Genomic DNA, 25,645 nt, shown 5'->3' on the forward strand with positions numbered 1-25,645 from the left:
TTTCATTCCGTCGGAGGGGCGGGGACGGCGACCTCGTGCTCGACGGGGAGCCCGTCGAGATGCGCGATCACCTGCGCGGCGGCCATCTCCCCGGACCGGCGGCGAGCCTGGGTCGTGGCGCCGGCGACGTGCGGGACGACCACGAGGTTGGGGGCGCCGCGCAGGGGGTCGTCCGGCGCCATGGGCTCGGTCTCGAGCACGTCGAGCGCCGCCCCCGCCAGCTCGCCGCGCTCCAGGGCGCCCGCGAGCGCACGCTCGTCGACAATGCCGCCGCGCGCGGTGTTGATGAGGTAGGCGTCCGGCCGCATCAGCGCGAGCGCATCGGCGTCGATCAGGTGCCGCGTGGCAGGCGACAGGCCGAGGTGCAGGGTGACGAAGTCGGACTCGGCGAGGAGCTCCGCCAGGTCCCGCGGCTCGACGCCGAGCTCGGCGGCACGCGACTCGTCCACCACCGGGTCGTGGACGAGCACCCGCATGCCGAAGGCGCGCGCCAGAGAGGCGACCTCCTGCCCGATGCCACCGAACCCGACGATACCGAGCGTCGAGCCGGAGAGCTGTCGTCCGCTGGCCTGGACCCACCGGCCGTCCCGTACCTGCGCGGCGGACGAGACGATGTTGCGCGCGCACGCCAGGACGAGCCCGATCGCGAGCTCGGCGACAGACCGGCTGTTGGCGCCGGGCGTGCAGCACACCACGATTCCGCGCTCTCCGGCGGCAGCGAGGTCGATGTTGTCGTAGCCCGCTCCCGTCCGCGCGATGACCCCCAGCGACGGTGCCGCGGCGATGAGGTCCGCCCCGTACGGGTCGGTGCCGGCGATCAGCGCGTCGGCCTGCGCGAGCGCGCTCGTCAGGTGCGCGTCGTCAGTGCGGTCCTGCGGCCTCGAGTAGCTCACCTCGCACCCGGCCGTGGTGAGCATCGCGTCGATCTCGTCGCCCGGCCCGAGATAGCCCGTGGTGATCAGTACGCGACGGTGTGGCATGTCTTCTCCTGCTGTGTGATCGTGCGACCGACTGGCGGTCGAGGTTCGTGTGCGTGGGGCGCGGCCGCGCCTGCGGACGGCCTGCCGGACGCCCGGTCGGGCGGTCCGCGGGCCACGCGGTCATCCGTCCGGCAGGTCCGAGATCGATCGGTCCTCCGGCCCCGCAGCCGAGGCGAAGAACGTCACCTGGGCCCCTTGCGGCCGTACGCGGACGACGCGTCCTCCCTCGAGGCGGAGCGGCACGTCGTGGCCGGGGACCAAGGTCGCGTCGTTGTCTGTCATCCGGGACCGCAGCCGTTCGATGCTGGCCCGGCTCGCCTCGGCGTCGAGCGTCATGTCGACCTCACCGGTGGTGAGCTCATAGACGTTCTTCACGGAGTCGCCGGCGAAGATCACCGGTCCGCCGCCCGTCTCGACGCAGAAGGCGACGTGTCCCGGGGTGTGGCCCGGCACGTCGAGGACCTCGATGCCGGCGCACGCCTCATCGCCGTCGGAGACCAGACCGAGGCCGCCCCGCCGCACGGTTAGCGCGGCGACGTGGAGGCTCGACTGGTGCGGTGTGCCGACCGGAAGGCCCTCCGCCCAGGCGAGCTCGCGACCGCCGATCCACACGCGTGCCGATTCGAAGGTCGGGAAGTTCGCCAGGTGGTCCCAGTGCGAGTGGGTGAGGAGGACGTCGGTCACGTCGCCCGGTCCGAGGCCCAGGCGCTCCAGCCCGGCCGCGAGCAGCGGCGCGTAGGCCGGTGGCCCGGTCTCGACGAGCACCACCCGCCCCTCGCCGCGGAGCAGGTGGACGCTGCTCCACCCGACGGCGCCGTGGGTCGAGGACTTGCCGGGGAATCCGTCGACGACCGGTTCGAGGTCATACATGGCAGCCTCCTCTCGTCCTGTTGGATCCCCCCGCCACGAGGGCGGCAGCCGGACGGACGGTGCGCGTCGTCGTCCCCGCCGTCGGACCCTCGGCTGCAACGCCGGAGTCCACCGGGCCGCACCTCATCGGTAGGTCGCGAGCATCGAGGTCACGAGGTCGATGTACCCCTCGGTGTCGATCTCGAGGAGAAGCTCGGCGTTGGGCGCACGCCCTGTGACGCCCTCGAAGTCCGCGAACGTGGCCCCGCGGGCGAAGCGCCCCTCGGACTCGACCATCATGGGCAGGCGGCTCGTCGCGAACAGCTCGGGCCTGAGCAGGTACGCGATCGCGGGGCCGTCGTTGAACCACAGGCTCGAGTCGTCCTGCAGCCCGCGCTCCTTGTCGACCATGTGGTGCCCGTTGAACATCCGCCAGAGGAACTGCCCGGTCTCCGTCGTCGAGTCTCGGAACTCCATCAGGCGCGAACCGGGCACGCCCGCCTTTCGACACACGTCGAGCCCGGCCTGGACCAGCGGAATGCCGGAGTCGTAGACCAACGCCGCCGCGAACGGGTCGTTGACCAGGTTGAACGTCGCCGCCGGAGTCGTGTTGCCCCAGGTCAGTACCGCACCGCCCATGAGCACGATGCGCTCGATCCGGTCGACGACATCCGGCGCCGCGACGATGGCTCGCGCGACGTTCGTCAGGGGCCCGAGGGCGACGATCGTCACCGGGTCGGTCGCCGAGCGGATGAGAGCGGGGTAGTCGACGGGGTCGAGCGAGGGCGTCGCGGTGTGCTCGAGCGCGCCGCCGAGGCCGTCGTTGCCGTGGACGTGGTACGCCGTGACCGGGTCCCCGAACATCGGCGCCGTCGCTCCGCGGAAGCGTGCGGCCGTGGTCTCGCCGGCCAGGTCGAGGACACGCTGCATGTTCGCGGTCGTCAGGCTCTCCGGGACGTTGCCGTACACGCTGACGAAGGCATCGACCTTCGTGCCCGCAGCGAGCAGCGTCATGATCGCGACGGTGTCGTCGATCCCCGGGTCGGTATCTACGATGAGCATCTCTCACCTCTCAGGTCGTTCATGGACGTTGACTGGTGGCACCTCGGTGGGTTTCGCCGACCTCGGCCTAGACGAACGGGGAGAGGGAGGCGCCCACCCCCATGAGTCGTAGCGCGACGGCGCCTGCGAGCAGCACGACGATGGCTGTGACGAAGCCCCAGTCGATACCGCGGAACCTCGGGTCGAGGAGGAACGTGCGGTCCTCGAACGCGCCGAAGCCCTTCGACTCGAGCGCCATCGAGAAGACGTGGGTCGACCGGATCGTCGAGATGAAGACGGGGATGACGATCGGCGCCATGTTCTTGAGGCGCTTGATGATGTTGCCCGCCTCGATGTCGAGGCCGCGGCTCCGCTGCGCCTGCATGATGATCTGCGCCGTACCGAGGACGGTGGGGACGAGCCGGAGGGCTGTCGAGAGCGCGAAGGCGAACCGGTAGGGAACGCCGATGCGCACCAGGCCGATGAGCAGCTCCTCGTTCGTCGTCGTCGAGAGGAACATCAGCCCGGCGATGATGAGGCAGACGACCCGCAGGCCGATCGAGACACCGTGGACGATGCCCTCCAACTTGATGAATCCGATCAGCGGTGTCTCGCCGCCCTGGATGAGACCGAACATCACGATCGTCCCGATCATGATGATGACGAGCAGCACGGCGAAGCGCCGGACGTTGGGCCAGGACCGCGACCACGTGACCAGCGCGAGCTCGAGAACGAGGAGCGCCAGGTTCGCGATCGGTGACATGAACAGGAAGGCCAGCACGAAAAGGCCTGCCAGGACGAGCATCTTCGTCCGCGGGTCGAGCCGGTGGAAGATCGTGTCCTTGTCGAGGTACAGGTAGAGGTTCATCGCGCACCGCCCCCGGTGATCTGGAGCATCTCGTCCACCGACAGGACGGTGTGGCCGAGCTCGTTGGACAGTGAGACGACCGGCGGCGGTACCAGCGCCATCCCTTCGAGCTGTTCCTCCTGCGCGAAGACCTCGCGCGTCGTGCCGTCGCTGACGACCGAGCCATTCTTCATGACGACGACGCGGTGCGCGTACTCGCACACGACCCACATGGCGTGGGTGACGACGACGATGGTCGCGCCCATCTCCTCGTTGAGCCGGCGGACCAACTCCATCATGCTGCGCTGCTCGTGGTAGTCGAGGCCGGTCGTCGGCTCGTCGAGGATGAGCACCTCGGGGCGGAGCGCCAGCGCCGAAGCCACCGCCACTCGCTGTCGCTGGCCCTTCGTCAGCGAGAACGGGTCCTCTTCCTCCTGGCCGGACATCCCGACGGCCTCGAGCACCTCGGCGACACGCACCTTGATCTCGTCGTCGTCCATGTGCCGCTTGCGGAGGGCGAACGAGACCTCGTCGAACACGGTGTCGGAGAAGATCTGGTGGTCCGGGTTCTGGAAGACGTACGCCACGTGGCTACCGATGCTCAGCAGCGAGTGCTCGCGGACATCCTTCCCGTTGACCGAGATGCGTCCGGTCGTCGGCTGCAGAAGCCCGTTGAGGTGCTTGACCAGCGTCGTCTTGCCGGAGCCGTTCTGACCGAGGAGGGCGACGAACTCACCCTGCCGGATGGACAAGGTCGCGCCGTCCACCGCCGTCAGGCCCGTGGGGTACTTGTGCGAGAGGTTGTCCAGCACGATGACGTCCTCGCCGTAGGACGCCGCGCGGTCGGCATCCGCCGCGAGGAGCGCACGGTGGGCGTCCACGTCGAGCTCGAGGCCGTCGGACCGGTACCGATCGACCCCTTCCTCGACCGTCAGCGGTCGCTGCCGCGTCTCGACGCCCAGCCGCGCGAACAGCTGTGGGACCTGCAGCGGCATGATGCGCAGCTCCTCGAAGAGCTCCGCCTCGCGCAGGATCTCCTCCTTCGCACCGATCCGTACGACCCGGCCCTGGTCGACGAGTGCGATGCGGTCGCTCATCAGGGCCTCGGTGGTCTCGTGCTCGACGACGATGAGCGTCACACCCGAGTGCGCCAGACGCCTGGCGATCGCGAAGACCTCGTTCTTGCCGACCGGGTCGAGGTCGGTGGTGGGCTCGTCGAGGCACACGACCGTTGGCTGCGCGGCGAGGATCGAGGCGATCGCGAGCCGCTGCTTCTGCCCGCCGGAGAGGGTGGCCGGCTGCCGGTCGTTGTACCCCGTGAGCCCCACCTGCTCGAGCACGGTCGCGACGCGCTCCCGGATCTCCTCGCGGGGCATGCGCATGTTCTCCAGGCCGAAGGCGACCTCGAGCTCCGCGTTGGTCGAGAAGAGCTGCGCCTCGAAGTCCTGGAACCCGAGTCCGACGACCTCGGCCATCTCGGCGATCCGCCGGTCGGACACCAGGACACCTCCGACCATGACCGTCCCCTGGAACGACCCCTTGGCGAGCCTGGGGACGATCCCGTTCAGCGTCTGGCAGATGGTGCTCTTGCCGGCGCCGGACGCTCCCATCACGGCGACGAACTCGCCCGCCTCGACCTCGAGGTCGACCCCTCGCAAGGTCTCCTCGGGCGCTCCCCGGTAGGTGAACCGCACATCCCGCAGCTCGACGGCTGTGGTGGTGGCACTCGTCATCGAAAAGACTCCTCTCGCGTCCGCGTCGTCATGGACAGAGGCTGGTGTGCTGCGGACAGGGCGATCAGCACTTTCAGGTTGGTGTGCCGCCATGCCGTGAACACTTCGCGCATCGTCGCTACCTCCGAGCTCGAGCGGCCGGTGCCCGTACGAGAGCTCGAACCCAGCTGGCCACGCTGCCGCTTCCGACCGATGAATGATCCTATAGTATTTGAAGCTCTGGTCGTGTCAACCCCTGCGGAACACGACCACCCGCGTCGCCAGCCGCACCATGAGCGAGCGCGGAACGCACCTCCGACGGCCGAGCTCGAGGACGGGGGGACCGCCGGCCGCGACGCCCAGGAGGGCGTCGTGGCCGGCCGGCACCATGCGTGAGTTCGACCCGCTCCATGCGGCGCCACACCCGAAGCATCCGGCCGTGCACTCCCCACCCCACGTAAAGCTGCAGATCGGATCGCAACGGTTGACCCCGCAGGCCTGTTCAAATACTATACGATCTACCTCGAGCGCGCCAAGGATGCCTGCGCTGGACGCGCGGCTGCGACGAGCCCCCCACTATCCCGACGTCGAAAGTGGCAATGATGCGAGAGATATTCACGATGTGGCGGCACACCAACATGATCGTGCTGGTCGCTCTGTCGGCTGCGATGTACGCCGCGCTGCTGATCCCGTTCCAGAGCATCCCGATCATCCCCGGCCACGTCTCACTCCGGGTGGCCGACATCCTCCCCGTCGCCCTCGGCATGCTCTTCGGGCCGGCGGGGGCCTGGGGTGTAGCGATCGGCAACCTCATCGGCGACTTCTTCGGCACCCTCAGCCCCGGGGCCATCGGCGGCTTCGTCGCCAACTTCGTCAACGGCTTCCTCGCCTACAAACTGTGGAACGCACTCAGCCCCCGCAACGACATGGGCCTCAACCTCACGAGCACGAACCGCGTGGTGAGGTACCAGGCGATCCAGGTGGTGCGTCAGTGCGCTCTCGCGCTCATCCTCACCTTCTGGGTGGCCCTGCTGCTCGGCCTCGCGCCGGCAGAGTTCTACTTCATCGCCGTCCTGGTGCCGGGCTGGCTCCTCGCCGCCGTCGTCACGCCGTTCGTCATCCGCATCGTCTACCCCCGGCTGCACAAGTGGGGGCTGCTGTGGACCGACATCCTCGAGCCGGAGGAGGTCTCGTCCGGACGGTTCCGCAAGGTGGGCTTCATCCTCACCGCGATCGGCGCGATCGGTGGCGTCGTGACCATGCTCATCCTCCTGTACGTCGCCGATGCCGGATCCGGCACCACCCTCGTCAGATTCGCACCGCTGCCGTTCATCCTCCTCGTCTTCGCCGGCTCGGTGATGTGCGGCGGCCGTGAGCAGGTGGAAGCGCTCGCGAACGAGACGCAGCGGCGTCACTGACCGGCACCACCTCCGACCGGGACGGGGGCGTGCCCGGACGATCCCGTCCGGGCACGCCCCCGTCCCTCACGTCCTGTCGACAGTCCGCGCTCGGAGCACACGCGCCTCTCACTCCCGGGCGAACCCCATACCCCGCCGGTGTTCGCGGGCGCTGCTGCCGGAGACCTCCGGGTGCCTCTGCCGGAGCCCACCGGGGGCCTCTGCCGCCGGGCGGAGCGACGCCCCGCCGGCCGCGCGGGTGCACGGTCGGCGGGGCGTGACGGGGCTCAGCTCGAGCGCGTGCCGCGCTGCGCCCCCACTGTCTCTACGTACGACCGCGCCACCGCCGGGGTGTCGATACCCAGGAGCACGTCGACATTGGGGGTCTGCTTCCAGCGGTCGATCATGTGCACCACCGTCTGCCCCCTGGTGAACTCACCGTGGAGCTCGATGTCGACATGGAGGTGCCGGACCTCGAACCAGCCGGGGTTGATCGCGTAGGCGATGCATGGCACGTCGTTGAGGTGCATCCCCTCGTCCTTCCACTCGGGCATGTCGAGGCGATCCTCCTGATTGTCCGGGTAGCCGATCATCTCGCAGAGTGCTCGAGCGGCATCCGAGCCGGACGTCCACAGGCCCTCGAGATTCTCGACGGACAGCGCGAACTGCCTGCTGACGTCAAGACCGACCTGCGTCAGCGGCGCGCCGGACCGGACGAGGATGTGCGCGGCCTCGGGGTCGTTGTAGATGTTCGCGCTCGCCACGGGCGTGACGTTCCCCCACGTCAACGCTGCGCCGCCCATGTAAATGATCCGGCGGACCGACTGTGCGACCTTGGGCTCGATCGTCAGCGCGAGCGCGACGTTCGTCAGCGGACCGAGCGCCATGATCGTCAGTTCCCCGGGCTCGGCCATCACCGCATCGACGATCGCCTTCGCCGCTGTCCGCGTCGGGGAGGAATCCGCGTCCTGCTCCGGGAAATCCCAGAAGCCCAGGCCGCCGACCCGGTGGATGTGCTCGGCGAAGTTGGGCTCTCCGACCAGCGGCCTGGCGGCGCCCTTGTGCACCGGGATCCCGGTCCTCCCCGCCACCGCGAGGATCTTGTGCATGTTCCGTGTCGCCGTGTCGACGTCGACGTTGCCGAAGACCGTCGTGATGGCCTCCACCTGGAACTCGTCGGCGGCCAGGGCCCAGAACAGCGCCGCAGCGTCGTCGATCCCAGGATCCGTGTCGATGATCAAGCGCTCCATTGTCACTCCATACCTCTCGCAGGTGTCCGGTCGTTGCCGAACGTTCTGACGCGGGCGAGGCGACCGACACGTCGGCCTGTGGCCTCGCGTCGCCGTGGCGCCCCGCACGTGCACAAAGGCGTATGCACGCCCCTTCGAATGCCATCGCAAATCCTATAGGATAGGAAGATCGTTTCATAGATGCGGCCGCTCGGGCAGTGAGACGTCCACCCGCGACCCGGGCTCGGACACGGCTCCTGCGCCGGCCCGTGCCGACCGTCGTCGAGCACGCATCGCACGTCGCACGGGCGGCTCCCACTTGGCCGTCGGACCGGCGATCGCCACCGCCGCGCTCGTCAGCGCGCTCGACCTCGGCTGCCCTGGATAGCCTGGCGACGTGAGCGGAGGGGCGGATCGTGAGGACGTCGGGCAGTCCACGCAACGGAGCCCCGCGACGGAACCGTCCACCTCCCATGGCACGGCCGACGCCCCGGAGCATGCCACTCCGTCTGAGCCGGTCGCCCGCATCACCTACCTGTACCTGCGTCTCATCCTCATGACGCTGCCGGCGCTGCTGCTGCTCGGCTCGGTCCTCGCGTTCTTCTGGCTCGGCGCGATCGAGGAGTCGGTCAGCGCGTACTACCTGGGCCCGATCCGGGACATGTTCGTCGGCGTGATGATGGGGATCGCGGCGTGCCTCGTGGCCTACCGCGGGGCCTCGGCGCTGGAGGACTTCAGCCTCGACGTCGCGGGCTTCTTCGCGATCTTCGTCGCCCTGGTCCCCACGTCGATCGGCCCCACGCTCGACGCCCTCGACGCCGCCGCCCGCCACGAGATGATCACCGCCCTGAGGGCCACATGCGTGACGGTCCTGGTGATGTCGGTGGTGTTCGTCGTCGTCGAGGTGCGGTTCGCCCCGTCCCGGCCGGCGCCGCTCAACAGGCATCGGCTCACGCGGGTCGTGGCGAACGTGATGAACGCGGTGCTGGTGATGTTCGTCGGGCTCGTCGTCTGGCGACTGGTCGAGGGGGAGGACTTCGCCGGCGTCCACGTGTCCGCCGCAGTGCTGCTCATCGTCAACCTGGCGATCGCCGTGGCGAGCCACGCGTGGCCGGAGCTGACGGGCGGGCCGCACGCCTCCCTCGACGCCGGACGGCGTGACCTGCGGCGCCGCTACCGCCTCATCTTCTGGCTCATGGTCGCCGGGGCGCCCCTCTTCGGCGTCCTGCACCTGCTCGGCTGGGAGTACCGGCTGCTCGCCGTCGAGTGGTACGAGATCGCGCTGTTCGTATGGTTCTGGGCGCTGGAGACGCGGCGGACGTGGGCCCGCGGACTTGCACGCCGACAACGCGGCGCCGCCCGATAGGTCGTTCGCCCACGACGGCATGTCGGCACCGCGCAGAGGACCAACCGCGCGTTCGGGGCGCGGCCGACGGAAGCCGGCAGGCGTGACCAGGACACGGTCCGCGGCAGACCGCATCTACGGAACGAGCGTCACCACGTCCGGGAATCTGGCGGCGAGCGCGGCGTCGAACGTCGCGAGCCGGCCCCCACGGTGCCGTGCGAGAGCGACCAGATAGGTGTCGGTCACCTGCCGGTGTCCCAGCGTCCCGGTCATGTCGACGTCCCGGTAGGAGAGGTCGTCCGGCCAGAACACGCATGCCGGATGCGTCCCGAATCCCTCAAGGAGCGCAGCCGCGGCACGGCTCCCCTCACCGGTCCGGACCAGGAAGCGCGTGAGCGCGCCCTCGACGACCGGGCACAGCGCGAACGACTCGACGCCGTCAACCCACCGCTCTGCGCGGTCGTGGTGCTCGTGCTCGGCGACCGCCAGGGCGATGAGGACGTTCGCGTCGAGCAGGACGGTCACGAATCGTCGTCCAGTGCCGCTGCGACCTCGTCCGCGGTGACCTGCCTACCCACCGACAGGACGGGAAGACCCGTTCGTGGGCTCGTCCCGATCTCGACAGGCGCATCGAGCTGCGCGAGACCGCGGACGGTGAGATCGGCGAGCACCGACGACAGCGACGTGCCACGGGAGCGCGCGAGCTCCTGAGCACGGCGGTGCACGGCCGGGGGCAGGTCGACGGTGGTACGCACATCTGAATCATAGGTGATGCAGATATGATGCACAGTGCGCGTCACCGCTGCTCCCCCAGCTCACGGACGGGGCGGAGACGCGGTCGCGGGCCGCGGAGCTCCGACTCGATCCGCGCGACGACGACCTCGGGGCGAGCGGCGTCCTTGGCGTCGAGCCTGATCATCGTGTCGCCGAGCGCCTCGATCGCGCGCTGCCGGTCACGCTCCGCGATCCGCTCAAGCGACCGCTCCCGCGGGTCCGCGTGGGTGTACTTGTCGCCGCCGTCGAACTCGACGTGGAGGTAGCGCGTCGACCCGTCCCGCCGCTTCCCGTCCGGGATCGCGAGGTCGGTGAAGAACGTGCCGATCGCCGTCTCCACCGGGCACTGTGCGATCACGTCGCGCCTCCCCCACCGCAGGACCACCCACCGGGTGTGGCTCTCCCAGTGCGACTCCGCCCACGGGCTTGCCCAGGTCAGGGCAGTGATCGCCCTCCGTCTGCCTCGCGCGCCGGCAGGGAGCTCATCGACGAGCCCTAAGAGCTGATCGCGCGCGAGCTCGGCGGCGCGCTCGGTCTCGGGGCGGTGATAGCGGTCGAAGCCGCCGGCGACGCGAAGCAGATCGTCTGCCGTGACGAGGGCGTCGCGCGGGTGGGCCGAGCGCACGATGTCGAGGACCGTGCGGTGGGGCGACGTCACCGGCAGCCCTTCGAGATGAACGACATCCTCCTCGGGGAGCGCCGCGACGTGCCGTACATGATCGAGGTGCACACCCTGGCGCCGACGCGTGGGGCCGCACAACTCCGGGCGGTCGGGGACGCCCCAGGTGCGGATGCCGTGCAGCAGCGCGGCCGTGTAACGCGAGAGAGCCTGCGACGACGGCGTCGATCGGCTGACTGCCACGGCTCGCGCGAGGTGCGTGGCCGCGAGCAGCGCGAACCGGTCCAGTCCCTGGGGAATCAACGCCACCCAGCCGCGGCGGACGGGGAGCAGGGAGTAGGCGGGCCTTCCGTCTCCGCCGGCCGTCAGGAGCTGCTCGGCGCGGCCGCCCGGGATGATCAGCGGCCGCCCACGGCTGGCCTCCACGACGAGCGGGATCGTCGGTGGGCGGAACTCTGGTCGTTGCTGGGAGGTCACCCGGGGCAGGCTGCCGCGGGGCTGGGCCACCGAGCGCGGGCGTCCTCGGTTGCTGTGGATCAGATCGCGCGAGGGCCGCCTGTGGAGACGTCGTCGACGGTGGCGGCGACGACGACGACGGCGACGACGGCGACGGCGACGCTCAGTCAATCGGCAAAGCGCCGAGTCAATCCCCCGCGGGAACTGACTCGGCGGCTAGCCGATTGCCTCGGCGAAGACGCGAGACAGGTGGACGGGGTGGCGCGCCCAGAGGAGGACCAGTCGGTCGGCGCCGAGCTGTTCGGCGGGGCGGGCGCAGCGACGCCCAGTCAATCGGCAAAGTGCTGAGTCAATCCCCCGCGGGAACTGACTCGGCGGCTAGCCGATTGCCTCGGCGAAGACGCGGGAAAGGTGGCCGACCCGCCGACCCGCCTACGCCGGCACACCGGCAGCTACGCCGGAGCGCCGGGCTGCTCCGCCCTCGCGTCCTGGGACTCCTGCTTCGCCTGTGCCCGCAACGTCTTCTCGTCCACGGGCGCCTCGCCGGACGCACGGAGCCGCCGCTGGTACTCGCGCGTCTCCTGCTGCCGCTCGGCCTCGCCCGGCCCGGCGATCGGCGCGCCGAGGTGCTCGGGCGAGTAGCCGAACGCGTCCACGAGAGCCTTGGCGTGCGGCCGCAGCCGCGCGAGCAGCCGCTCCACGTAGCTGGTCACGGTCTTCGCCCGCTGGGCGGTCATCCGCCCGTTGACGAGGTACCACGCGAGGTCGTCCTCGATGACGGTGAGGCCGTAGAGGTCCCGCACGGTGCGCAGCACCTCGAAGGTCTCCTTGTCCCGGACCCGCGACAGCGCGTCGGTGAACGCCTCCCACGCGAGCAGCTCCCCGTGCGCGCGGGCGGCCGCGATGATCCGGTCCTGGTGGGAGTTGAAGACCTCGAACGCCTTCTCGTCGGACATCCCCCGGGCAGAGCGCATCCCCATGACGATCTCCTCGACCATGGTCTCCACGCGCTCCTCGAGGAGCTCGCGCTGCACGTCCGCGGAGCGCAGGTGCCCCGCGGAACGGGCCTTCGACCCGGAGTCCCGGATCGACTGGGCCGCCCGACGCAGCGGCGTGCGGTGCAGGGCCGTGTCGGCGGCGCGCGCGGCGACCCACCGCACGGTGCCCGCCACGTCCATCTGCATCATCTCCTTGCCGGCGTCGGTGAGCAGCCGCTTCCCGACGAGCTGGAGGAGCACGTTGTTGTCGCCCTCGAACGTGGCGTAGACGTCGAGGTCGGCGTGCAGGCCGGTGAGCCGGTTCTCCGCCATGTACCCGGCGCCGCCGCACGCCTCGCGCGCCTCCTGGATCGTGTCGAGCGCGTTCCAGGTGGCGAGCGGCTTGGTGGCGGCGGCGAGGGTCTCGAGGTCCTGGCGGTCCTCGTCGGTGTCGTGACGGCCGGAGAAGACGTCGTCGAACCGCTCGAGCAGCTCGGCCCCCAGGAACGTCAGCGCGTACGTGCGCGCGATCCGCGGAAGCAGCCGCCGCTGATGGCGCTGGTAGTCGAGCAGCACGACCTCCTCCTGCGGGTCACCGCCGGTGAACTGGCGCCGCTGCTCCGCGTGCGTGACGGCGATCGCGAGCGCCATCCGCGCGGAGCCGGTCGCCGCGTTGGACAGGGACACGCGCCCCTGGACCAGGGTCGAGAGCATGGTGAAGAACCGGCGGCCCGGGGACTCGATCGGCGAGGAGTACGTGCCGTCGGCAGCGATGGCCCCGTAGCGCGGCAGGAGGTTGACCCGCGGGATCCGCACGTGGTCGAACCACAGGCGCCCGTTGTCGATGCCGTTGAGGCCGCCCTTGACGCCGTCGTCGGCGCTGCCCACGCCGGGCAGCAGCACGAGCGACCCGTCCGGCCGCTCCTCGCGCACCGGCACGTACATCGCGTGCACGCCGTGGTTCACGCCGTCGACGATCAGCTGCGCGAACACGACCGCCGCCTTCCCGTGCAGGGCGGCGTTGCCGAGGTACTCCTTCTGCGCGGCCTCGACCGGCGTGTGGACGACGATCTCGTCGGTGTCGGGGTCGTAGGTGGCGGTGGTGAGCACGCCGGAGACGTCGGAGCCGTGCCCGCGCTCGGTCATCGCGAACGCGCCGGGCACGCTGAGGTCCATGGCGCCGGGCAGGAAGCGGTCGTGCTGCTCGGCGGTGCCGAGGTGGAGGATCGCCGACGCGAACAGCCCCCACTGGACGCCCGCCTTGATCTGCAGCGACGGGTCCGCCACGACGAGCTCCTCGAACGACGCCAACGAGCCGCCGTGGTCGTCCTGGCCGCCGAGCCGGGCGGGGAACGCGCGCAGCGGGTCCCCGATCTCGGTGAGCAGGTGGAGCTGGGTGAGCACGCGCTCGCGGTGCTCGTGGTGGGTCAGCCCCTCGATCTTGCGCATCCGCGGGTCGAGCGCGAGGTCCCGCGCGGCGGAGCGCAGGTGCCACCAGCGGCCGCCGAGCAGCCGCGTGATCTCGGCGCCGTCGATACGCGTGTCGGCCCGCTGGACGCTCGCCGGGGTGTGCGCCGATGGCGTCGTCGTGGGCGAGTCGTGCGTGGGGCGGATGGGTGTCTGGGTCACGTGACGTCCTTGTCGGTTCGGGTGGTCGGGACGGTGCGGGGGCGGGTGTCGCTGCGGGCGCGCCGCAGCACGCCGACGGCCCCGTCCCACAGCCAGGAGGCGATGAAGGCGGCGAGCTCGTCGCGGTCGACGCCGGCCACGGCGGTCTCGAGGTCGAGGTGGGTCAGTCCCCCGACGCCGGAGCTCACCTCCGCGGCCGCGTCCGGTCCGGAGGTGGTCGGGTCGGGCACGTCCTGCCCGACGCCGGAGCCCGCCGCCGCGGCTGCGTCCGGTCCGGAGGTGGCCGGGGCCGCGGAGGAGGCGTCCACGCCGATCCGCTCGAGCTCGGCGCGGGCCGCGAGCCAGCGGTCGGCGACGGACCGCACGGTGCCGGTGACGCCGGACGCCCACAGCGTGGCGCGGGTCGCCTGCTCGGGCGAGACGTGCTCGACCTCGGCGTCGTCGTCGAGCCCGAGGACCGCGGGGACGAGCGTGCGGGCGATGACGACGTCGACCTCGGCGACGAACCCGCGCACGTCCCCGGCCGCCTCCCCCGTGGGCGAGGTGACGAAGGCGTAGACGTGCGGGGCGTCGTCGACCATCTGCAGGTAGGCCGCCACCATCGAGTGGATCCGCTCGCGCGGGCCGCCGGTGCGCGCGGCGGCCTCGGTCAGCTCGCGGAGCATGCGGTGCAGGACGTGCTGCCCCACGGCGCGCTGCAGCCCGGCCTTGTCCGTGAAGTAGCGGTAGAGGATCGACTTCGACGTGCGCATGTGGGCGGCGAGGTCGTCCATGGAGACGTCCGGCCCGCGCTCGTGGACGCAGCGGCGCGCGGCCCGCACGAGCTCGAGTCGCCGGGCGGCGCGGTGGTCGTCCCATCTCGTCGTCCGGCCGTCGGCGCGCGGTGCGGCTTCCGTCGTGCGGCCGTCGGCGCGCGGCGCGGCCGCCCCGGGCGCAGCGGCGCCCGAGACATCCTCGGTCCCGGCCTGTACCATGTACCCAAAGTATCAGGTACTTTGAGTACCGGCCAGATGCGCCCGTGTGCACCGTCGTTCCAGCACCGTCGTTCCAGCCCGCGTTCCAGCACCGTCGTCCCAGCGAAGCGAGGACCCCCACGTGATCCCCATGCCCACCCCGCGCCGCGCCGCCGTCGTGGCCGCGAACCGCACCCCGTTCGGCAAGGCCGGATCGGCCTACGACTCCCTCAGCACCAAGGACCTGCTCACGGCCGCGCTCGACGGCCTCGTGGCCCGCACGGGTCTCGCCGGCGAGCGGATCGACGAGGTCGTGGCCGGCGCCGTGCTCAAGCAGCCCAAGGACTTCAACCTCACGCGCGAGTCCGTCCTCGGCACCGCGCTCGACCCGACGACCCCCGCCTACGACGTCCAGCGCGCGTGCGCCACGGGCATGGAGGCCACGGTCGGGATCGCCAACAAGATCGCGCTCGGCCAGATCGACGTCGGGATCGCGGGCGGCACGGACTCCGCGTCGGACGCACCCATCGTGGTGACGGACAAGCTGCGGCGGGTCCTGCTCAAGGCGTCCCGCGCGCGCTCGACCGCCGACCGCCTCAAGGCGTTCGCCGCGCTGCGCCCCCGGGACCTCGCACCCGTGGCGCCCGACGTCAACGAGCCCCGCACCGGCCTGTCCATGGGCGAGCACCAGGCGCTGACCACCGCCGCCTGGGGCATCACCCGCGAGGCGCAGGACGAGCTCGCGCTCGCCTCCCACACCAACCTCGCCGCCGCCTACGAGCGCGGCCTGTTCGACGACCTCATGACCCCGCTGCGCGGCCTGACGAAGGACGAGGGCCTGCGCCCGGACACGTCGCTGGAGAAGCTCGCCACGCTCAAGCCGGTGTTCGGCACGAAGAACCTGCCCGAGGGCGCGCCGCCCGCCACGATGACGGCCGGCAACTCCACCCCGCTGTCCGACGGCGCCTCCACCGTCCTGCTCTCCTCCGACGAGTGGGCGACCGAGCGCGGCCTGCCCGTGCTCGCGCACGTCGTCGACGCCCAGCCGGGCGCGGTCTCCTTCGTCGACGGCGCCCAGGGCCTGCTCATGGGCGGCGCGTTCGCCATCCCCGCGCTGCTCGAGCGCACCGGCCTCACCCTCGCCGACTTCGACCTCGTCGAGATCCACGAGGCCTTCGCGTCTACCGTGCTCGCCACCCTTGCGGCGCTGGAGGACGAGACGTTCGCGCGCGAGCGCCTCGGCCGCAGCGAGCCGGTCGGCACGGTCGACCGCAGCCGCCTCAACGTGGCGGGCTCGTCGCTGGCCGCCGGCCACCCGTTCGCCGCAACCGGTGGGCGGATCGTCGGCACGCTCGCCAAGCTCCTGGCCGAGCGCGGCGAGTCCCAGGTCCGCCCCGGCGAGAAGGCCCTCGGCCTCATCTCCGTGTGCGCGGCCGGCGGCCAGGCCGTCGCGATGGTCCTGGAGGCGGCGTGAACGACTCCTACCTCTCCTTCGTCAATGGCGGCCCGGGCAAGGCGGTCGCCAAGCAGCTCGGCCTGCCCCGACCCGCCGTCCTGCGCCGGACGGCGGACCTGACGGACGTCGACTCCCCGCTCGTGCCCGGGCGGGTCGTCGTCCTCACCGACGGCTCCGACGCCGCGCGGGTCGACGCCGACGCCCTGGTCGAGCACCTGCTCGCCTGGGGCGCCGACGTGCGCCGCGACGCAGGTCCAGGCGGCGCGCGCAAGCTGGGCGCCGTCGTCCTCGTGGCGACCGGCCTGGAGCGCAGCGCCGACCTCACCGAGCCGGCCCTCGCCGTCGGCGGGACGCTGCGGGAGCTCGCGCCCAGCGCGCGGGTGCTCGTGCTCTCCCGCGCCGCCGGGCCGGAGGACTCCCCGGGGCTCGCGGCGGCGCGCGCCGGGGTCGACGGGTTCGTGCGCTCGCTCGCCAAGGAGCTGCGCGCCGGTGCGACCGGAAACGGGATCGCCCTGGCCGGCGGTGCGTCTGCGGGCGATCCGTCGCCGGCGGGGGCCGCCCGGTTCCTGCTCTCGGCCCGCTCGGCGTTCGTCGACGGACAGATCCTCACCGCCGGGCCCGGAGGGCAGGCCCCTGCGGACTGGGCACGGCCGCTGACGGGTCTCGTCGTCGCCGTGACGGGGGCCGCGCGCGGCATCGGCGCGGAGATCGCCCGGGTCGCGGCCCGCGACGGCGCCCACGTGGTCGGGGTCGACGTGCCCGCGGCCGGCGAGGCCCTGGCCGCCACGGTCAACGCGGCGGGCGGGATCGCGCTCCAGCTGGACGTCACCCGCGACGACGCCGCGGAGCGGATCCTCGCCGCCGCCCACGCACGGTACGGGCGGCTCGACGTGGTCGTGCACAACGCCGGGATCCTGCGCGACAAGCTGCTCGCCAACATGACCGAGGACCGGTTCGCCGACCTGCTCGCCGTCAACATCGCGGCACCCGTGCTGATGAACGAGACGTTCGCCGAGCCGGGCGCGCTCGGCGACGCCGCGCACGCGCCGCGGATCATCTCGCTCGCCTCGACGTCGGGCATCGCGGGCAACCGCGGCCAGACGAACTACGGGTACGCGAAGTCCGGGATCATCGGGATGACGCGGGCGCTCGCGCCGCTGATGGCCGCATCCGGCGGGACTGCCAATGCCGTGGCGCCGGGCTTCATCGAGACGGACATGACGGCGAAGATCCCGGCGGTGCCGCGGCAGGCGTCCCGGCGGATGTCCTCGCTGCAGCAGGGCGGGCTCCCGGTCGACGTGGCCGAGGCGATCGCGTTCCTCGCCTCCCCGCAGGCCGGCGGCATCAACGGTGAGGTGCTGCGCGTGTGCGGCCAGCTCCTCGTGGGGCGGTAAGGCTGTGACGACCCCGACCCCCGAGTCCATAGGGGACGGCGCCCCGACGACGAACCCCACCCCGAGGTCGTCGAGCGTGCGGTTCTCGACCCTCGAGGGTGCGGACGCCGGGCCGCCGTCGTCGTACCGGATCGAGGACGTCGGCGACGTGCCGCCGCTGGGCGAGACCTACCTGGCGGTGCTCGCGCGCTCCGCGCGGGCCGTCCTCGCGACGCGCTCGGCCGCCGGGCTGCCCGAGGTCGCGCTCACTGCCGGCCCCGTGCGCGCCGAACCCGAGCACCTCACGGCGTACCAGCACCTGCTGGGAGCGCCCGTGGACGACACCGTCCCGCCGGGCCTCGTCCACGTGCTCGCCTTCCCCCTGGCGGTCAGCCTCATGGCCCGGGCGGACTTCCCGTTCTCCCCGCTCGGGGCGATCCACGTGGCCAACCGGATCGAGCAGCTGCGCCCGGTCGAGCTCGGGGAGGAGCTCACCCTCACGGCCTGGGCGCACGACGCGCGCGAGCACCGGCGCGGCACGACCGTCGAGCTGTCGGTGCTCGCCCGGACCCTCGACGGCGAGGCGGTGTGGTCCGGCCGGGCGTCGTACCTGTCCAAGGGATCGGTTCCGGACGGACTCGAGCGAGGGCCGGCTCCCGAGCCGCGACCGACCGTCGACCTGCCCGAGCGGCCGCAGGCCCTCTGGGCGGTCTCCGAGTCCGACATCCACACATATGCACAGGTCTCGGGGGATCGCAATCCTGTCCACACGTCCTGGCTGGGCGCTCGTGCGTTCGGGTTCCCGAGGCGGATCGCGCACGGCATGTACACGGCCGCCCGGGCCATGCACGCGATGGGTCGACCCGGCGCCACCGCCTGGGACGTCGACTTCGGCAGCCCCGTGATCATTCCCGCACGGGTGGCATTTGCGCAGGTCACGGACGCATCGGAGCCTTCTCGGAGCACCCCCGACGGCGAACAGCCGGCCGGCGACGCACCTCACGGTCCGATCACGTCCCGGGCCGTGGTATGGGACCCGAGGCGCGGCAAGGTCCACCTCACGAGCTCCGTGACCACCTGGACGGTCGACCGGGACGGCTAGCTGTCCACAGCCTGTGTCCACACCCGTGTGCACGGAGCCGTGGACAAGCGGAACATCCTGTGGAACACCTACGGACACCGTGCGGATACCCGTCGGACACCTGGGCGTGGAGATCCGTCCGGAACCTGTGACCGTCGCCGGGGTCCCGCCGGCACCGGACGTCCGGTCCGGCGACGGTTAACCGGTTGGGTGCCGCCCCGGCGCCGACCTACCGTTGCCCTCATGTCCGCCACCCTGCGCGCGCTTGGTCTGCGCGCCTCTCGAGGTCCGCGCGAGCTGTTCGCCGATCTCGATCTCACCGTCTCGCCCGGCGACGTCTGGGGGCTCGCCGGCGCGAACGGCGCGGGCAAGTCCACGCTCCTGGCCATCCTCGCCGCCGCGGGCACGGGCGCATCTCGCTCGCCGGCCCGCCCAGACGGCGCACCGAGGTTCTCCACCGACGGTGGCCCGGGGTCTCCCGCCGACGGCGCACCGGGATTTCCCGCCGACGGCGCACCGGGATTTCCCGCCGACAGCGCACCGGGGACTCCCGCCGACAGCGCACCGGGGACTCCCGCCGACGGCGGCCCGGAGGTCTCCGGTCAGGTGCTCCTCGCTCCCCCGACGGCGTCCGTCGGCCTGCTCACCCAGGAGCCCGACCGCCGGCCCGGCGAGACGCTCGCGGGAATGATCGGCCGGCGCACCGGCGTCGCGCCGGCGGAGGCCGAGATGAACGCCGCCGCCACGGCGCTCGCCGCCCCGGAGCCCGGCCGCGGCGCGGAGGACCGGTACGCCGCGGCGCTCGACAGATGGCTTGCGCTCGGTGGCGCCGACCTGGCCGAACGCACGCAGGAGGTCGTCTCCCGCCTCGGGCTCGGAGCGGATGTCGACAGCGCGATGACGACGCTGTCCGGCGGTGAGGCGGCGCGCGCGTCGCTGGCCGTGCTGCTGCTCCAGCGCTACGACGTCCTGCTCCTCGACGAGCCCACCAACGACCTCGACCTCGCGGGGCTGGAGCAGCTCGAGCAGTTCGTCGTCGGGGCGCGGCAGGGCATCGTCGTGGTCAGTCACGACCGCGAGTTCCTCGCGCGCACCACCACCGGCATCGTCGAGATCGACGCCGCCCAGCACCAGGTGACGGTCTACGACGGCGGCTACGACTCCTACCTGGCCGAGCGCGCCCTCGCTCGCCGCCGGGCGAGGGAAGCCCACGACGAGTACGCGGGCAGGGTCGCCGACCTGCGCGCGCGGCACCAGCAGCAGAAGGTGTGGACGTCGACCGGCATCCGCAACGCCCGTAAGAAGGCCACCGACGGCGACAAGCACATCATCCACGCGGCCAGGGCCCGCACCGAGAAGCTCGCGTCGAAGATCTCCCAGACCGAACGGGCGATCGAGCGGCTCGAGGAGGTCCCCGAGCCGCGCAAGGAGTGGGAGCTGCGGATGAGCGTCGCGGAGGCGCCGCGCTCGGGGACGGTCGTCGCCACGCTCGACGACGCCCGCGTCACCCTCGGGGCCCCGCCATCCGGGCCGACGGCCCCCGTCACCTCGTCACCGGCCGACGGCGACACACCCCCGGATCCGGCCGACGCCAACGCCAACGCCAACGCCAACGGCCACACACCAACGGCCCCACCCCCGCACGGCACCTTCACGCTCGGTCCGATCACCGCCCAGATCTCGTGGGGCGACCGCGTCGTGCTCACGGGGGCGAACGGGTCGGGCAAGACGACGCTGCTCGCGATGCTGCTCGGGCGGATCGCGCCGGAGCAGGGGCGGGCGTCGCTCGGGTCCGGCGTCGTCGTCGGGGAGGTGGACCAGGCGCGCGACACTTTCGCCGTGAACGAGCCTCTGACCAGGGTGTTCACCGATGCCTCCGGACTCGACCCGGAGGCGTCCCGCACCCTGCTCGCCAAGTTCGCCCTCGCCGGCGACCGGGCGACCCGGCCCGCCGCCTCCCTGTCCCCCGGCGAGCGCACGCGCGCCGCGCTCGCGCTCCTGCAGGCCCGCGGCGTCAACCTGCTCGTGCTCGACGAGCCGACGAACCACCTCGACCTGCCGGCCGTCGAGCAGCTCGAGCAGGCGGTGGACTCGTTCGGCGGCACCGTGCTGCTCGTGACCCACGACCGCCGCATGCTCGCCGGCGTGCGCGCCACGCGGCGCTGGCGGATGGACGCCGGCCGCCTCACCGAGGAGCGGTAGCCGACCGGCCGCACCACGAGCGGGCAATGGGTTGAGCGACGACTCAGCGGCCCCTGTCCGCTGACCGGTCGCGTTGCCCACCGACCGGTGGGGAGCGGCGGCGTGCAACGGCTCCTATGGCGCCGAGGCAGCGGGATATGTGCCGAGTCAGTCGACGCGGTGGACTGACTCGAGCGCTACCCGATTGCCTCGGCGAACCCGGGGGTGGAGGAGGTGGCGCGGACCCGGAGCGAGGCGGCCCCAGCGAACGGCGGCCCCAGGGAGCGGCGCCCCAGCGAACGGCGGCCCCAGGGAGCGGCGCCCCAGCGAACGGCGGCCCCAGGGAGCGGCGCCCCAGGAAGGGACGGCCCCGGGTGCCGCACCGCACCGCGCCCGTCAGTCCTGCGGCGCAGCGCCCAGCTTCTCGCGGCGCATCCGGTGCAGGATCGGCTCGGTGTACCCGTTGGGCTGCGTCGCGCCCTCGACGATGAGCGCCCGCGCCGCCCGGTAGGCCACGCCCGGCCCGTCCGGGCCGATCAGCGCCTCGTACCCGGGGTCGCCGGCGTTCTGCTCGTCGACCACGGGGGCCAGGCGGCGCAGCGAGTCGTCGACGTCGGCCTCGGTGATCACGCCGTGGTGCAGCCAGTTCGCGAGCAGCTGGGAGGAGATCCGCAGCGTGGCCCGGTCCTCCATGAGCGCCACGCCGTGGATGTCCGGCACCTTCGAGCAGCCCACGCCCTGGTCGATCCAGCGCACCACGTAGCCGAGGATCGACTGGACGTTGTCGTCGAGCGAGGAGCTCACCTCGTCGTCGGAGAGGTCGTGGGCCGACAACGGCGGGACGAGGATCGGGTCCACGACCTGCGGCTCGCGCCCGGTGATCTCGGCGCGCACGGCGTCGACGTCGACCTCGAGGTAGTGCAGGGCGTGCAGCGTCGCGGCGGTCGGCGAGGGGACCCACGCCGTGTTCGCGCCCGTGCGCGGGTGGGCGATCTTCTGCTCGAGCATGTCGGCCATGAGGTCGGGCATCGCCCACATCCCCTTGCCGATCTGCGCCTTGCCGGAGAAGCCGGCTCCCAGTCCGGCGTCGACGTTGGCCGTCTCGTAGGCCGCCATGAGCTCCAGGCCCTTGATCTGCCCCTTGGGCAGCATCGGACCGGCATGCAGGGACGTGTGGATCTCGTCGCCCGTCCGGTCGAGGAACCCGGTGTTGATGAACGCCACGCGGTCCGCGGCCTCGGCGATGGCGGCGCGCAGGTTGACGGTGGTGCGCCGCTCCTCGTCCATGATGCCCATCTTGATCGTGCCGTGCTCGAGACCGAGGAGCGCCTCGACGCGGGAGAACAGCTCGGCCGCGAACGCGACCTCCTCGGGCCCGTGCATCTTGGGCTTGACGATGTAGATCGAACCCTCGCGGGAGTTCGTGCCCGCGCGCTCACCGGCAAGGTCGGGGAGGTTGCCGAGCGCCGTGATCGCGGCGTCGAGGATGCCCTCGAAGACGTCCTCGCCGTCGGCGTCCTTCACGGCGTCGGTGCGCATGAGGTGGCCGACGTTGCGGATCCACAGCAGCGAGCGCCCCGGCACCGTCAGGGTCGAGCCGTCCGGCGCCGTGTACTCGCGGTCGGCGTTGAGCACGCGGCTGAACGTCTTCCCGTTCTTCGTCACGTCCGCGGTGAGCGTCCCCTGCACGAGCTCGCGCCAGTTGCGGTAGCCCAGGACCTTGTCCTCCGGCACGACGGCGGCGACCGAGTCCTCCAGGTCCATGATCGTGGTGATCGCGGACTCGAGCACGATGTCCTGCACACCCGCGCCGTCGGTGGCGCCGATCGCCCCGGACCGGTCGACGACGAGCTCCAGGTGCAGCCCGTTGTGACGCAGCAGCAGCGTGTCCGGCGCGGTCGCGTCGCCCGTGTACCCGGCGAACGCGCCGGGCTCGGCGAGGCTCACGCTCTCCCCCGAGCCCAGGTCCACGCGCAGGGCCCCGTCCTCGACCCGGTAGGCCGTGGCGTCGGCGTGCGACCCGGAGGCCAGCGGGACGGCCTGGTCGAGGATCGCGCGGCCGCGGCGGACGACCTCGGCGGCCCGCACGGTGTTGAACTCCTTGCCGCGGGCGTGCTCGCCCGCGTCGGGAACTGCGTCCGTGCCGTAGAGGGCGTCGTACAGCGAGCCCCACCGCGCGTTGGCGGCGTTGATGGCGAACCGCGCGTTGAGCAGGGGCACGACGAGCTGGGGGCCGGCGACGTCGGCGACCTCGGTGTCGACCTTCGTCGTCGTGATGGTGAAGTCGGCCGGCTCCGGGACGAGGTAGCCGATCCCGGTGAGGAACTCCTTGTACTTCACCGGGTCCGGCAGGCCGGGCTGGTCCTTGTGGTACTGGTCGATCGTGGCCTGGAGGTCGTCGCGCACCGTGAGCAGGCGGCGGTTCTCCGGCGTGAGGTCGGCGATGATCGACGCCAGGCCCTGCCAGAAGGCGTCGGCGTCGAGGCCGGTGCCCGGCAGCGCCTCGTCCTCCACGAACGCGGCCAACGGGGCGAAGACGTCGAGGCCCGCGCGCCCGACCCGGTCCTCGGCGGTGGAGCGCTCGTGGTCGGCGGGCTGTTCGGTCGTCATCTTCTGAACTCCTTGGCTCGATGTCGCGATACGTGTCCTCGGCGGGCCGCACGCCCCCTCGCTGCGGCCGCTATACCACCAGCCTACGGACATCCGGGTACCTGGGAGCAGGATAATCCACTGAGCGGAAACCCGGTTTCGACCGAGCGCGGGTCGATGCGTCCACGACCCGGCACGACCTTGCCAGTGAGGGCAGCCTTACCTAACTATGGGGTCATGTGCCTCTGCGACGCCGGACCCAGCCCGCACGTGCTCCTGGTCGGCGAGCACGACGACATCCCCTACATCCGGTCGGTCCTCGCGCGGCTGCCCGAGAACGCCTACGGACAGGTCTACCTGGAGGTCGACACCGACGAGCACCTGCCCGACGTCGTCGCGCCCGAGCGCATCGGCATCCGGTGGCTGACGCGTGCGGACGTCGGCGACGAGGGGCACCTGCTGCTCCCCAAGGGCGCGCGCCTCGAGCGGGCCGTGCGCGCGTGGCTGTCCGAGTGGCTGTGCGACGCACCCGACGAGGGGCCGATCGTCGTCTGGGTCGGCGGCTCGGACAACCCCCGGCTCGCGGAGCTGCACCTCGAGCTGCACGCCCGGATCCACCAGCACCACCACCGGCAGGGCGCCCGGTCCGCCACGGACCGGGCGCGCCCGGGGCACCGGCCCCCGGAGGCCTGAGCCGGACCTCCGTGGCTCGGCACGCTCGACGGTCAGAGCGCGAGCACGAGGCGGCCGCGCACGCCGCCGGCCTCGAGCCTGCGGTGCGCCTCGGGCGCCTCGTCCTTCGGGAGCACCGCGGCCACCCGCAGCGTGACCGCCCCCTTCTCGGCCTGCTTGCGCAGGGTGTCGAGCTTGGCGCGCTCCTGGGCGTACGTTCCGACGAAGATCGGCGCGAAGGTCACGCCCCGCTCGGCGGGCTCGTCGTAGCCGCGGACGGTGACGATCTCGCCGCCGTCCTTCAACGCCGGGACGAACGCGGCGTGCAGGAGCGCCCCGTCGATCGCGCCGTCCACGCCGTCGGGGTACTTCTCCCGCACACGCGCGGCGAACTCGTCGCCCCGCTCGAGCACGACGTCGGCACCCAGCTCCTTGACCAGCTCGACGTCCTTCTCGGCGGCGTCGGCGACGACGGTGAGCCCGTCCGCCTTCGCGAGCTGCACCGCGTAGCCGCCCATCGCCCCCGCGGCCCCGGACACGGCCACGACGCCGCCGCGCGGGAGCGCCAGCGTGTCGAGCGCGAGGCGCGCGGTGAGGCCGTTCATGGGCAGCGAGGCCGCCTCGGCGTGGCTCGTGTCGCGCGGAGCCGCCACCACCGAGTCCGCCGGGAGCGCGACCTTCTCGGCATACCCGCCGTGCGAGCCGTTCGGCACGACGATGCCCATCACGCGGTCCCCGACCTTGAGCGTGGTCTCGGCGCCCGGCCCGATCTCCTCCAGGACGCCCGCGACGTCCATGCCCGGCACGATCGGCGGGTCGCCGGCAGGCCGCCGTGCCGTCCCCGCCCGTCGGGTCGTGTCCGTGGGGTTGACGGCGGCCGCGTGCACGCGGACGAGGAGCTCACCCTCGCTCGGCGTCGGGTCGGGGCGCTCGATCACCTCGAGCACGTCGGGTCCGCCTGGGCTCTGCAATCCGATGACCTTCATACCGGCGCCAACGGGTGAGGCCCACGAGTCATTCCGACGTCGGAGACCCGATCCGCGAGACGTTCCAGCGGCTGCCCGGCGGACCGGCGGCCCGGCGGCCCGGCGGCCCGGCGCGACCTCAGCCGGCCGGCACCCCGAGGTCGATCACGGTCAGCGCCGACTCCAGGCCCCGGAAGTCAGCACCGTTGCGCGTCAGGAGCCGGAGACCGTGCCGTGCTGCGGTCGCGGCGATCTGCAGGTCCATCCGTCGTGGTCGCGGGTTGCGGCCGTGGTGGCGCACGAGCGCGGCAAGCGCCCCGTAGTACTCGGCACTCGCCGTGTCGAAGGCGAGCACCTCGAAGTGCTCGAGGATCGTCTGCACGCGCCTGCGTCGATACATCTGGGCGACCGGGTCGGCCGCTGCTGTCACGCCGTACTGCAGCTCAGCGATCGACACGGCCGAGACCGCGACCTCGTCCGCGGCCTCCGCCACCTGTGCGGCCGGAAAGTCGATCAGCAC

Annotated in this window: 21 protein-coding genes; 7 read left to right on the plus strand and 14 right to left on the minus strand. The window is 71.9% G+C overall.

What is annotated here, in order from left to right:
* Positions 1-2: 2 nt before the first annotated feature.
* The 5 genes from AC24HA_RS16120 to AC24HA_RS16140 form a co-directional block, all read right to left on the minus strand.
* A complete protein-coding gene (locus tag AC24HA_RS16120; RefSeq protein ID WP_425709968.1) occupies positions 3-980 on the minus strand; it encodes a phosphoglycerate dehydrogenase in 978 nt (325 codons plus the stop codon).
* A gap of 120 nt (positions 981-1,100) precedes the next feature.
* Positions 1,101-1,850 (minus strand): MBL fold metallo-hydrolase, encoded by a 750-nt coding sequence (locus AC24HA_RS16125; protein ID WP_425709967.1) that lies wholly within the window; start codon positions 1,848-1,850, stop codon positions 1,101-1,103.
* 123 nt (positions 1,851-1,973) lie between these two features.
* Positions 1,974-2,891: a nucleoside hydrolase gene (locus tag AC24HA_RS16130; protein ID WP_425709966.1), complete on the minus strand. Its 918-nt coding sequence runs from the start codon at positions 2,889-2,891 to the stop codon at positions 1,974-1,976.
* Between the two features lie 67 nt (positions 2,892-2,958).
* Positions 2,959-3,738 carry an energy-coupling factor transporter transmembrane component T family protein gene (locus AC24HA_RS16135; protein ID WP_425709965.1) on the minus strand — a complete coding sequence of 260 codons (780 nt, stop codon included), beginning with the start codon at positions 3,736-3,738 and terminating at the stop codon, positions 2,959-2,961.
* Positions 3,735-5,450, minus strand: a complete 1,716-nt coding sequence (locus AC24HA_RS16140; protein WP_425709964.1) for an ABC transporter ATP-binding protein — start codon at positions 5,448-5,450, stop codon at positions 3,735-3,737. Before AC24HA_RS16140 ends, AC24HA_RS16135 begins: the two co-directional genes overlap by 4 nt.
* Before the next feature lie 581 nt (positions 5,451-6,031).
* Here AC24HA_RS16140 and AC24HA_RS16145 point away from each other — a divergent pair.
* Positions 6,032-6,847: a QueT transporter family protein gene (locus AC24HA_RS16145; protein ID WP_425709963.1), complete on the plus strand. Its 816-nt coding sequence runs from the start codon at positions 6,032-6,034 to the stop codon at positions 6,845-6,847.
* Positions 6,848-7,113: 266 nt separating this feature from the next.
* Here the strand turns inward: AC24HA_RS16145 and AC24HA_RS16150 are convergent, their stop codons facing one another.
* Complete coding sequence (locus tag AC24HA_RS16150) at positions 7,114-8,076, minus strand: nucleoside hydrolase (RefSeq protein ID WP_425707617.1); 963 nt, start codon at positions 8,074-8,076, stop codon at positions 7,114-7,116.
* 376 nt (positions 8,077-8,452) lie between these two features.
* Between AC24HA_RS16150 and AC24HA_RS16155 the strand changes: the two genes are divergently transcribed.
* Positions 8,453-9,421: a hypothetical protein gene (locus AC24HA_RS16155; RefSeq protein ID WP_425707616.1), complete on the plus strand. Its 969-nt coding sequence runs from the start codon at positions 8,453-8,455 to the stop codon at positions 9,419-9,421.
* A gap of 114 nt (positions 9,422-9,535) precedes the next feature.
* On the opposite strand, the gene AC24HA_RS16160 is transcribed toward AC24HA_RS16155, so the two are convergent.
* The 5 genes from AC24HA_RS16160 to AC24HA_RS16180 form a co-directional block, all read right to left on the minus strand.
* Entirely contained in the window at positions 9,536-9,925 is a 390-nt protein-coding gene (locus AC24HA_RS16160) for a TA system VapC family ribonuclease toxin (protein WP_425707615.1), read from the minus strand.
* Positions 9,922-10,200, minus strand: coding sequence for a hypothetical protein (locus AC24HA_RS16165; protein ID WP_425707614.1), 279 nt, complete (start codon positions 10,198-10,200; stop codon positions 9,922-9,924). The genes AC24HA_RS16160 and AC24HA_RS16165 overlap by 4 nt, the downstream gene beginning before the upstream one ends.
* Positions 10,197-11,300: a hypothetical protein gene (locus AC24HA_RS16170; protein WP_487563548.1), complete on the minus strand. Its 1,104-nt coding sequence runs from the start codon at positions 11,298-11,300 to the stop codon at positions 10,197-10,199. Before AC24HA_RS16170 ends, AC24HA_RS16165 begins: the two co-directional genes overlap by 4 nt.
* 401 nt (positions 11,301-11,701) lie before the next feature.
* Positions 11,702-13,855, minus strand: coding sequence for an acyl-CoA dehydrogenase family protein (locus AC24HA_RS16175; protein ID WP_425707612.1), 2,154 nt, complete (start codon positions 13,853-13,855; stop codon positions 11,702-11,704).
* The gene (locus AC24HA_RS16180) at positions 13,852-14,829 is read right to left on the minus strand and encodes a TetR/AcrR family transcriptional regulator (protein ID WP_425707611.1); all 978 of its coding nucleotides are present in this window, start codon (positions 14,827-14,829) and stop codon (positions 13,852-13,854) included. Before AC24HA_RS16180 ends, AC24HA_RS16175 begins: the two co-directional genes overlap by 4 nt.
* Positions 14,830-14,959: 130 nt before the next feature.
* Here AC24HA_RS16180 and AC24HA_RS16185 point away from each other — a divergent pair, with 130 nt between their 5' ends.
* From AC24HA_RS16185 to AC24HA_RS16200, 4 genes are all read left to right on the plus strand, one after another.
* The gene (locus tag AC24HA_RS16185; protein WP_425707630.1) at positions 14,960-16,282 is read left to right on the plus strand and encodes an acetyl-CoA C-acetyltransferase; all 1,323 of its coding nucleotides are present in this window, start codon (positions 14,960-14,962) and stop codon (positions 16,280-16,282) included.
* Positions 16,279-17,658: a 3-oxoacyl-ACP reductase gene (locus AC24HA_RS16190; RefSeq protein WP_425707610.1), complete on the plus strand. Its 1,380-nt coding sequence runs from the start codon at positions 16,279-16,281 to the stop codon at positions 17,656-17,658. Before AC24HA_RS16185 ends, AC24HA_RS16190 begins: the two co-directional genes overlap by 4 nt.
* Positions 17,659-17,734: 76 nt before the next feature.
* Positions 17,735-18,739: a MaoC family dehydratase gene (locus AC24HA_RS16195; RefSeq protein WP_425707609.1), complete on the plus strand. Its 1,005-nt coding sequence runs from the start codon at positions 17,735-17,737 to the stop codon at positions 18,737-18,739.
* Positions 18,740-18,961: 222 nt separating this feature from the next.
* Entirely contained in the window at positions 18,962-20,920 is a 1,959-nt protein-coding gene (locus tag AC24HA_RS16200; protein WP_425707608.1) for an ABC-F family ATP-binding cassette domain-containing protein, read from the plus strand.
* 375 nt (positions 20,921-21,295) lie between these two features.
* Here AC24HA_RS16200 and AC24HA_RS16205 read toward each other — a convergent pair whose 3' ends face one another.
* The gene (locus tag AC24HA_RS16205; RefSeq protein ID WP_425707607.1) at positions 21,296-23,509 is read right to left on the minus strand and encodes a malate synthase G; all 2,214 of its coding nucleotides are present in this window, start codon (positions 23,507-23,509) and stop codon (positions 21,296-21,298) included.
* A gap of 216 nt (positions 23,510-23,725) precedes the next feature.
* Here AC24HA_RS16205 and AC24HA_RS16210 point away from each other — a divergent pair, with 216 nt between their 5' ends.
* Positions 23,726-24,181, plus strand: coding sequence for an SIP domain-containing protein (locus AC24HA_RS16210; RefSeq protein WP_425707606.1), 456 nt, complete (start codon positions 23,726-23,728; stop codon positions 24,179-24,181).
* Positions 24,182-24,213: 32 nt separating this feature from the next.
* Here AC24HA_RS16210 and AC24HA_RS16215 read toward each other — a convergent pair whose 3' ends face one another.
* Together AC24HA_RS16215 and AC24HA_RS16220 are read right to left on the minus strand one after the other, a co-directional pair.
* Complete coding sequence (locus tag AC24HA_RS16215; protein ID WP_425707605.1) at positions 24,214-25,107, minus strand: NADP-dependent oxidoreductase; 894 nt, start codon at positions 25,105-25,107, stop codon at positions 24,214-24,216.
* 157 nt (positions 25,108-25,264) lie between these two features.
* Positions 25,265-25,645: a PIN domain-containing protein gene (locus AC24HA_RS16220; RefSeq protein WP_487563549.1), complete on the minus strand. Its 381-nt coding sequence runs from the start codon at positions 25,643-25,645 to the stop codon at positions 25,265-25,267.

This window comes from Georgenia sp. Z1491 (assembly GCF_057652395.1).

Bases quoted from the DNA above. Each gene is read 5' to 3' on its own strand.
- AC24HA_RS16150 (WP_425707617.1), bottom strand. From the start codon at position 8,076: ATGGAGCGCTTGATCATCGACACGGATCCTGGGATCGACGACGCTGCG.
- AC24HA_RS16130 (WP_425709966.1), bottom strand. From the start codon at position 2,891: ATGCTCATCGTAGATACCGACCCGGGGATCGACGACACCGTCGCGATC.
- AC24HA_RS16185 (WP_425707630.1), top strand. From the start codon at position 14,960: ATGCCCACCCCGCGCCGCGCCGCCGTCGTGGCCGCGAACCGCACCCCG.
- AC24HA_RS16140 (WP_425709964.1), bottom strand. From the start codon at position 5,450: ATGACGAGTGCCACCACCACAGCCGTCGAGCTGCGGGATGTGCGGTTC.
- AC24HA_RS16180 (WP_425707611.1), bottom strand. From the start codon at position 14,829: ATGGTACAGGCCGGGACCGAGGATGTCTCGGGCGCCGCTGCGCCCGGG.
- AC24HA_RS16135 (WP_425709965.1), bottom strand. From the start codon at position 3,738: ATGAACCTCTACCTGTACCTCGACAAGGACACGATCTTCCACCGGCTC.
- AC24HA_RS16210 (WP_425707606.1), top strand. From the start codon at position 23,726: ATGTGCCTCTGCGACGCCGGACCCAGCCCGCACGTGCTCCTGGTCGGC.
- AC24HA_RS16145 (WP_425709963.1), top strand. From the start codon at position 6,032: ATGCGAGAGATATTCACGATGTGGCGGCACACCAACATGATCGTGCTG.
- AC24HA_RS16120 (WP_425709968.1), bottom strand. From the start codon at position 980: ATGCCACACCGTCGCGTACTGATCACCACGGGCTATCTCGGGCCGGGC.
- AC24HA_RS16200 (WP_425707608.1), top strand. From the start codon at position 18,962: ATGTCCGCCACCCTGCGCGCGCTTGGTCTGCGCGCCTCTCGAGGTCCG.
- AC24HA_RS16205 (WP_425707607.1), bottom strand. From the start codon at position 23,509: ATGACGACCGAACAGCCCGCCGACCACGAGCGCTCCACCGCCGAGGAC.
- AC24HA_RS16125 (WP_425709967.1), bottom strand. From the start codon at position 1,850: ATGTATGACCTCGAACCGGTCGTCGACGGATTCCCCGGCAAGTCCTCG.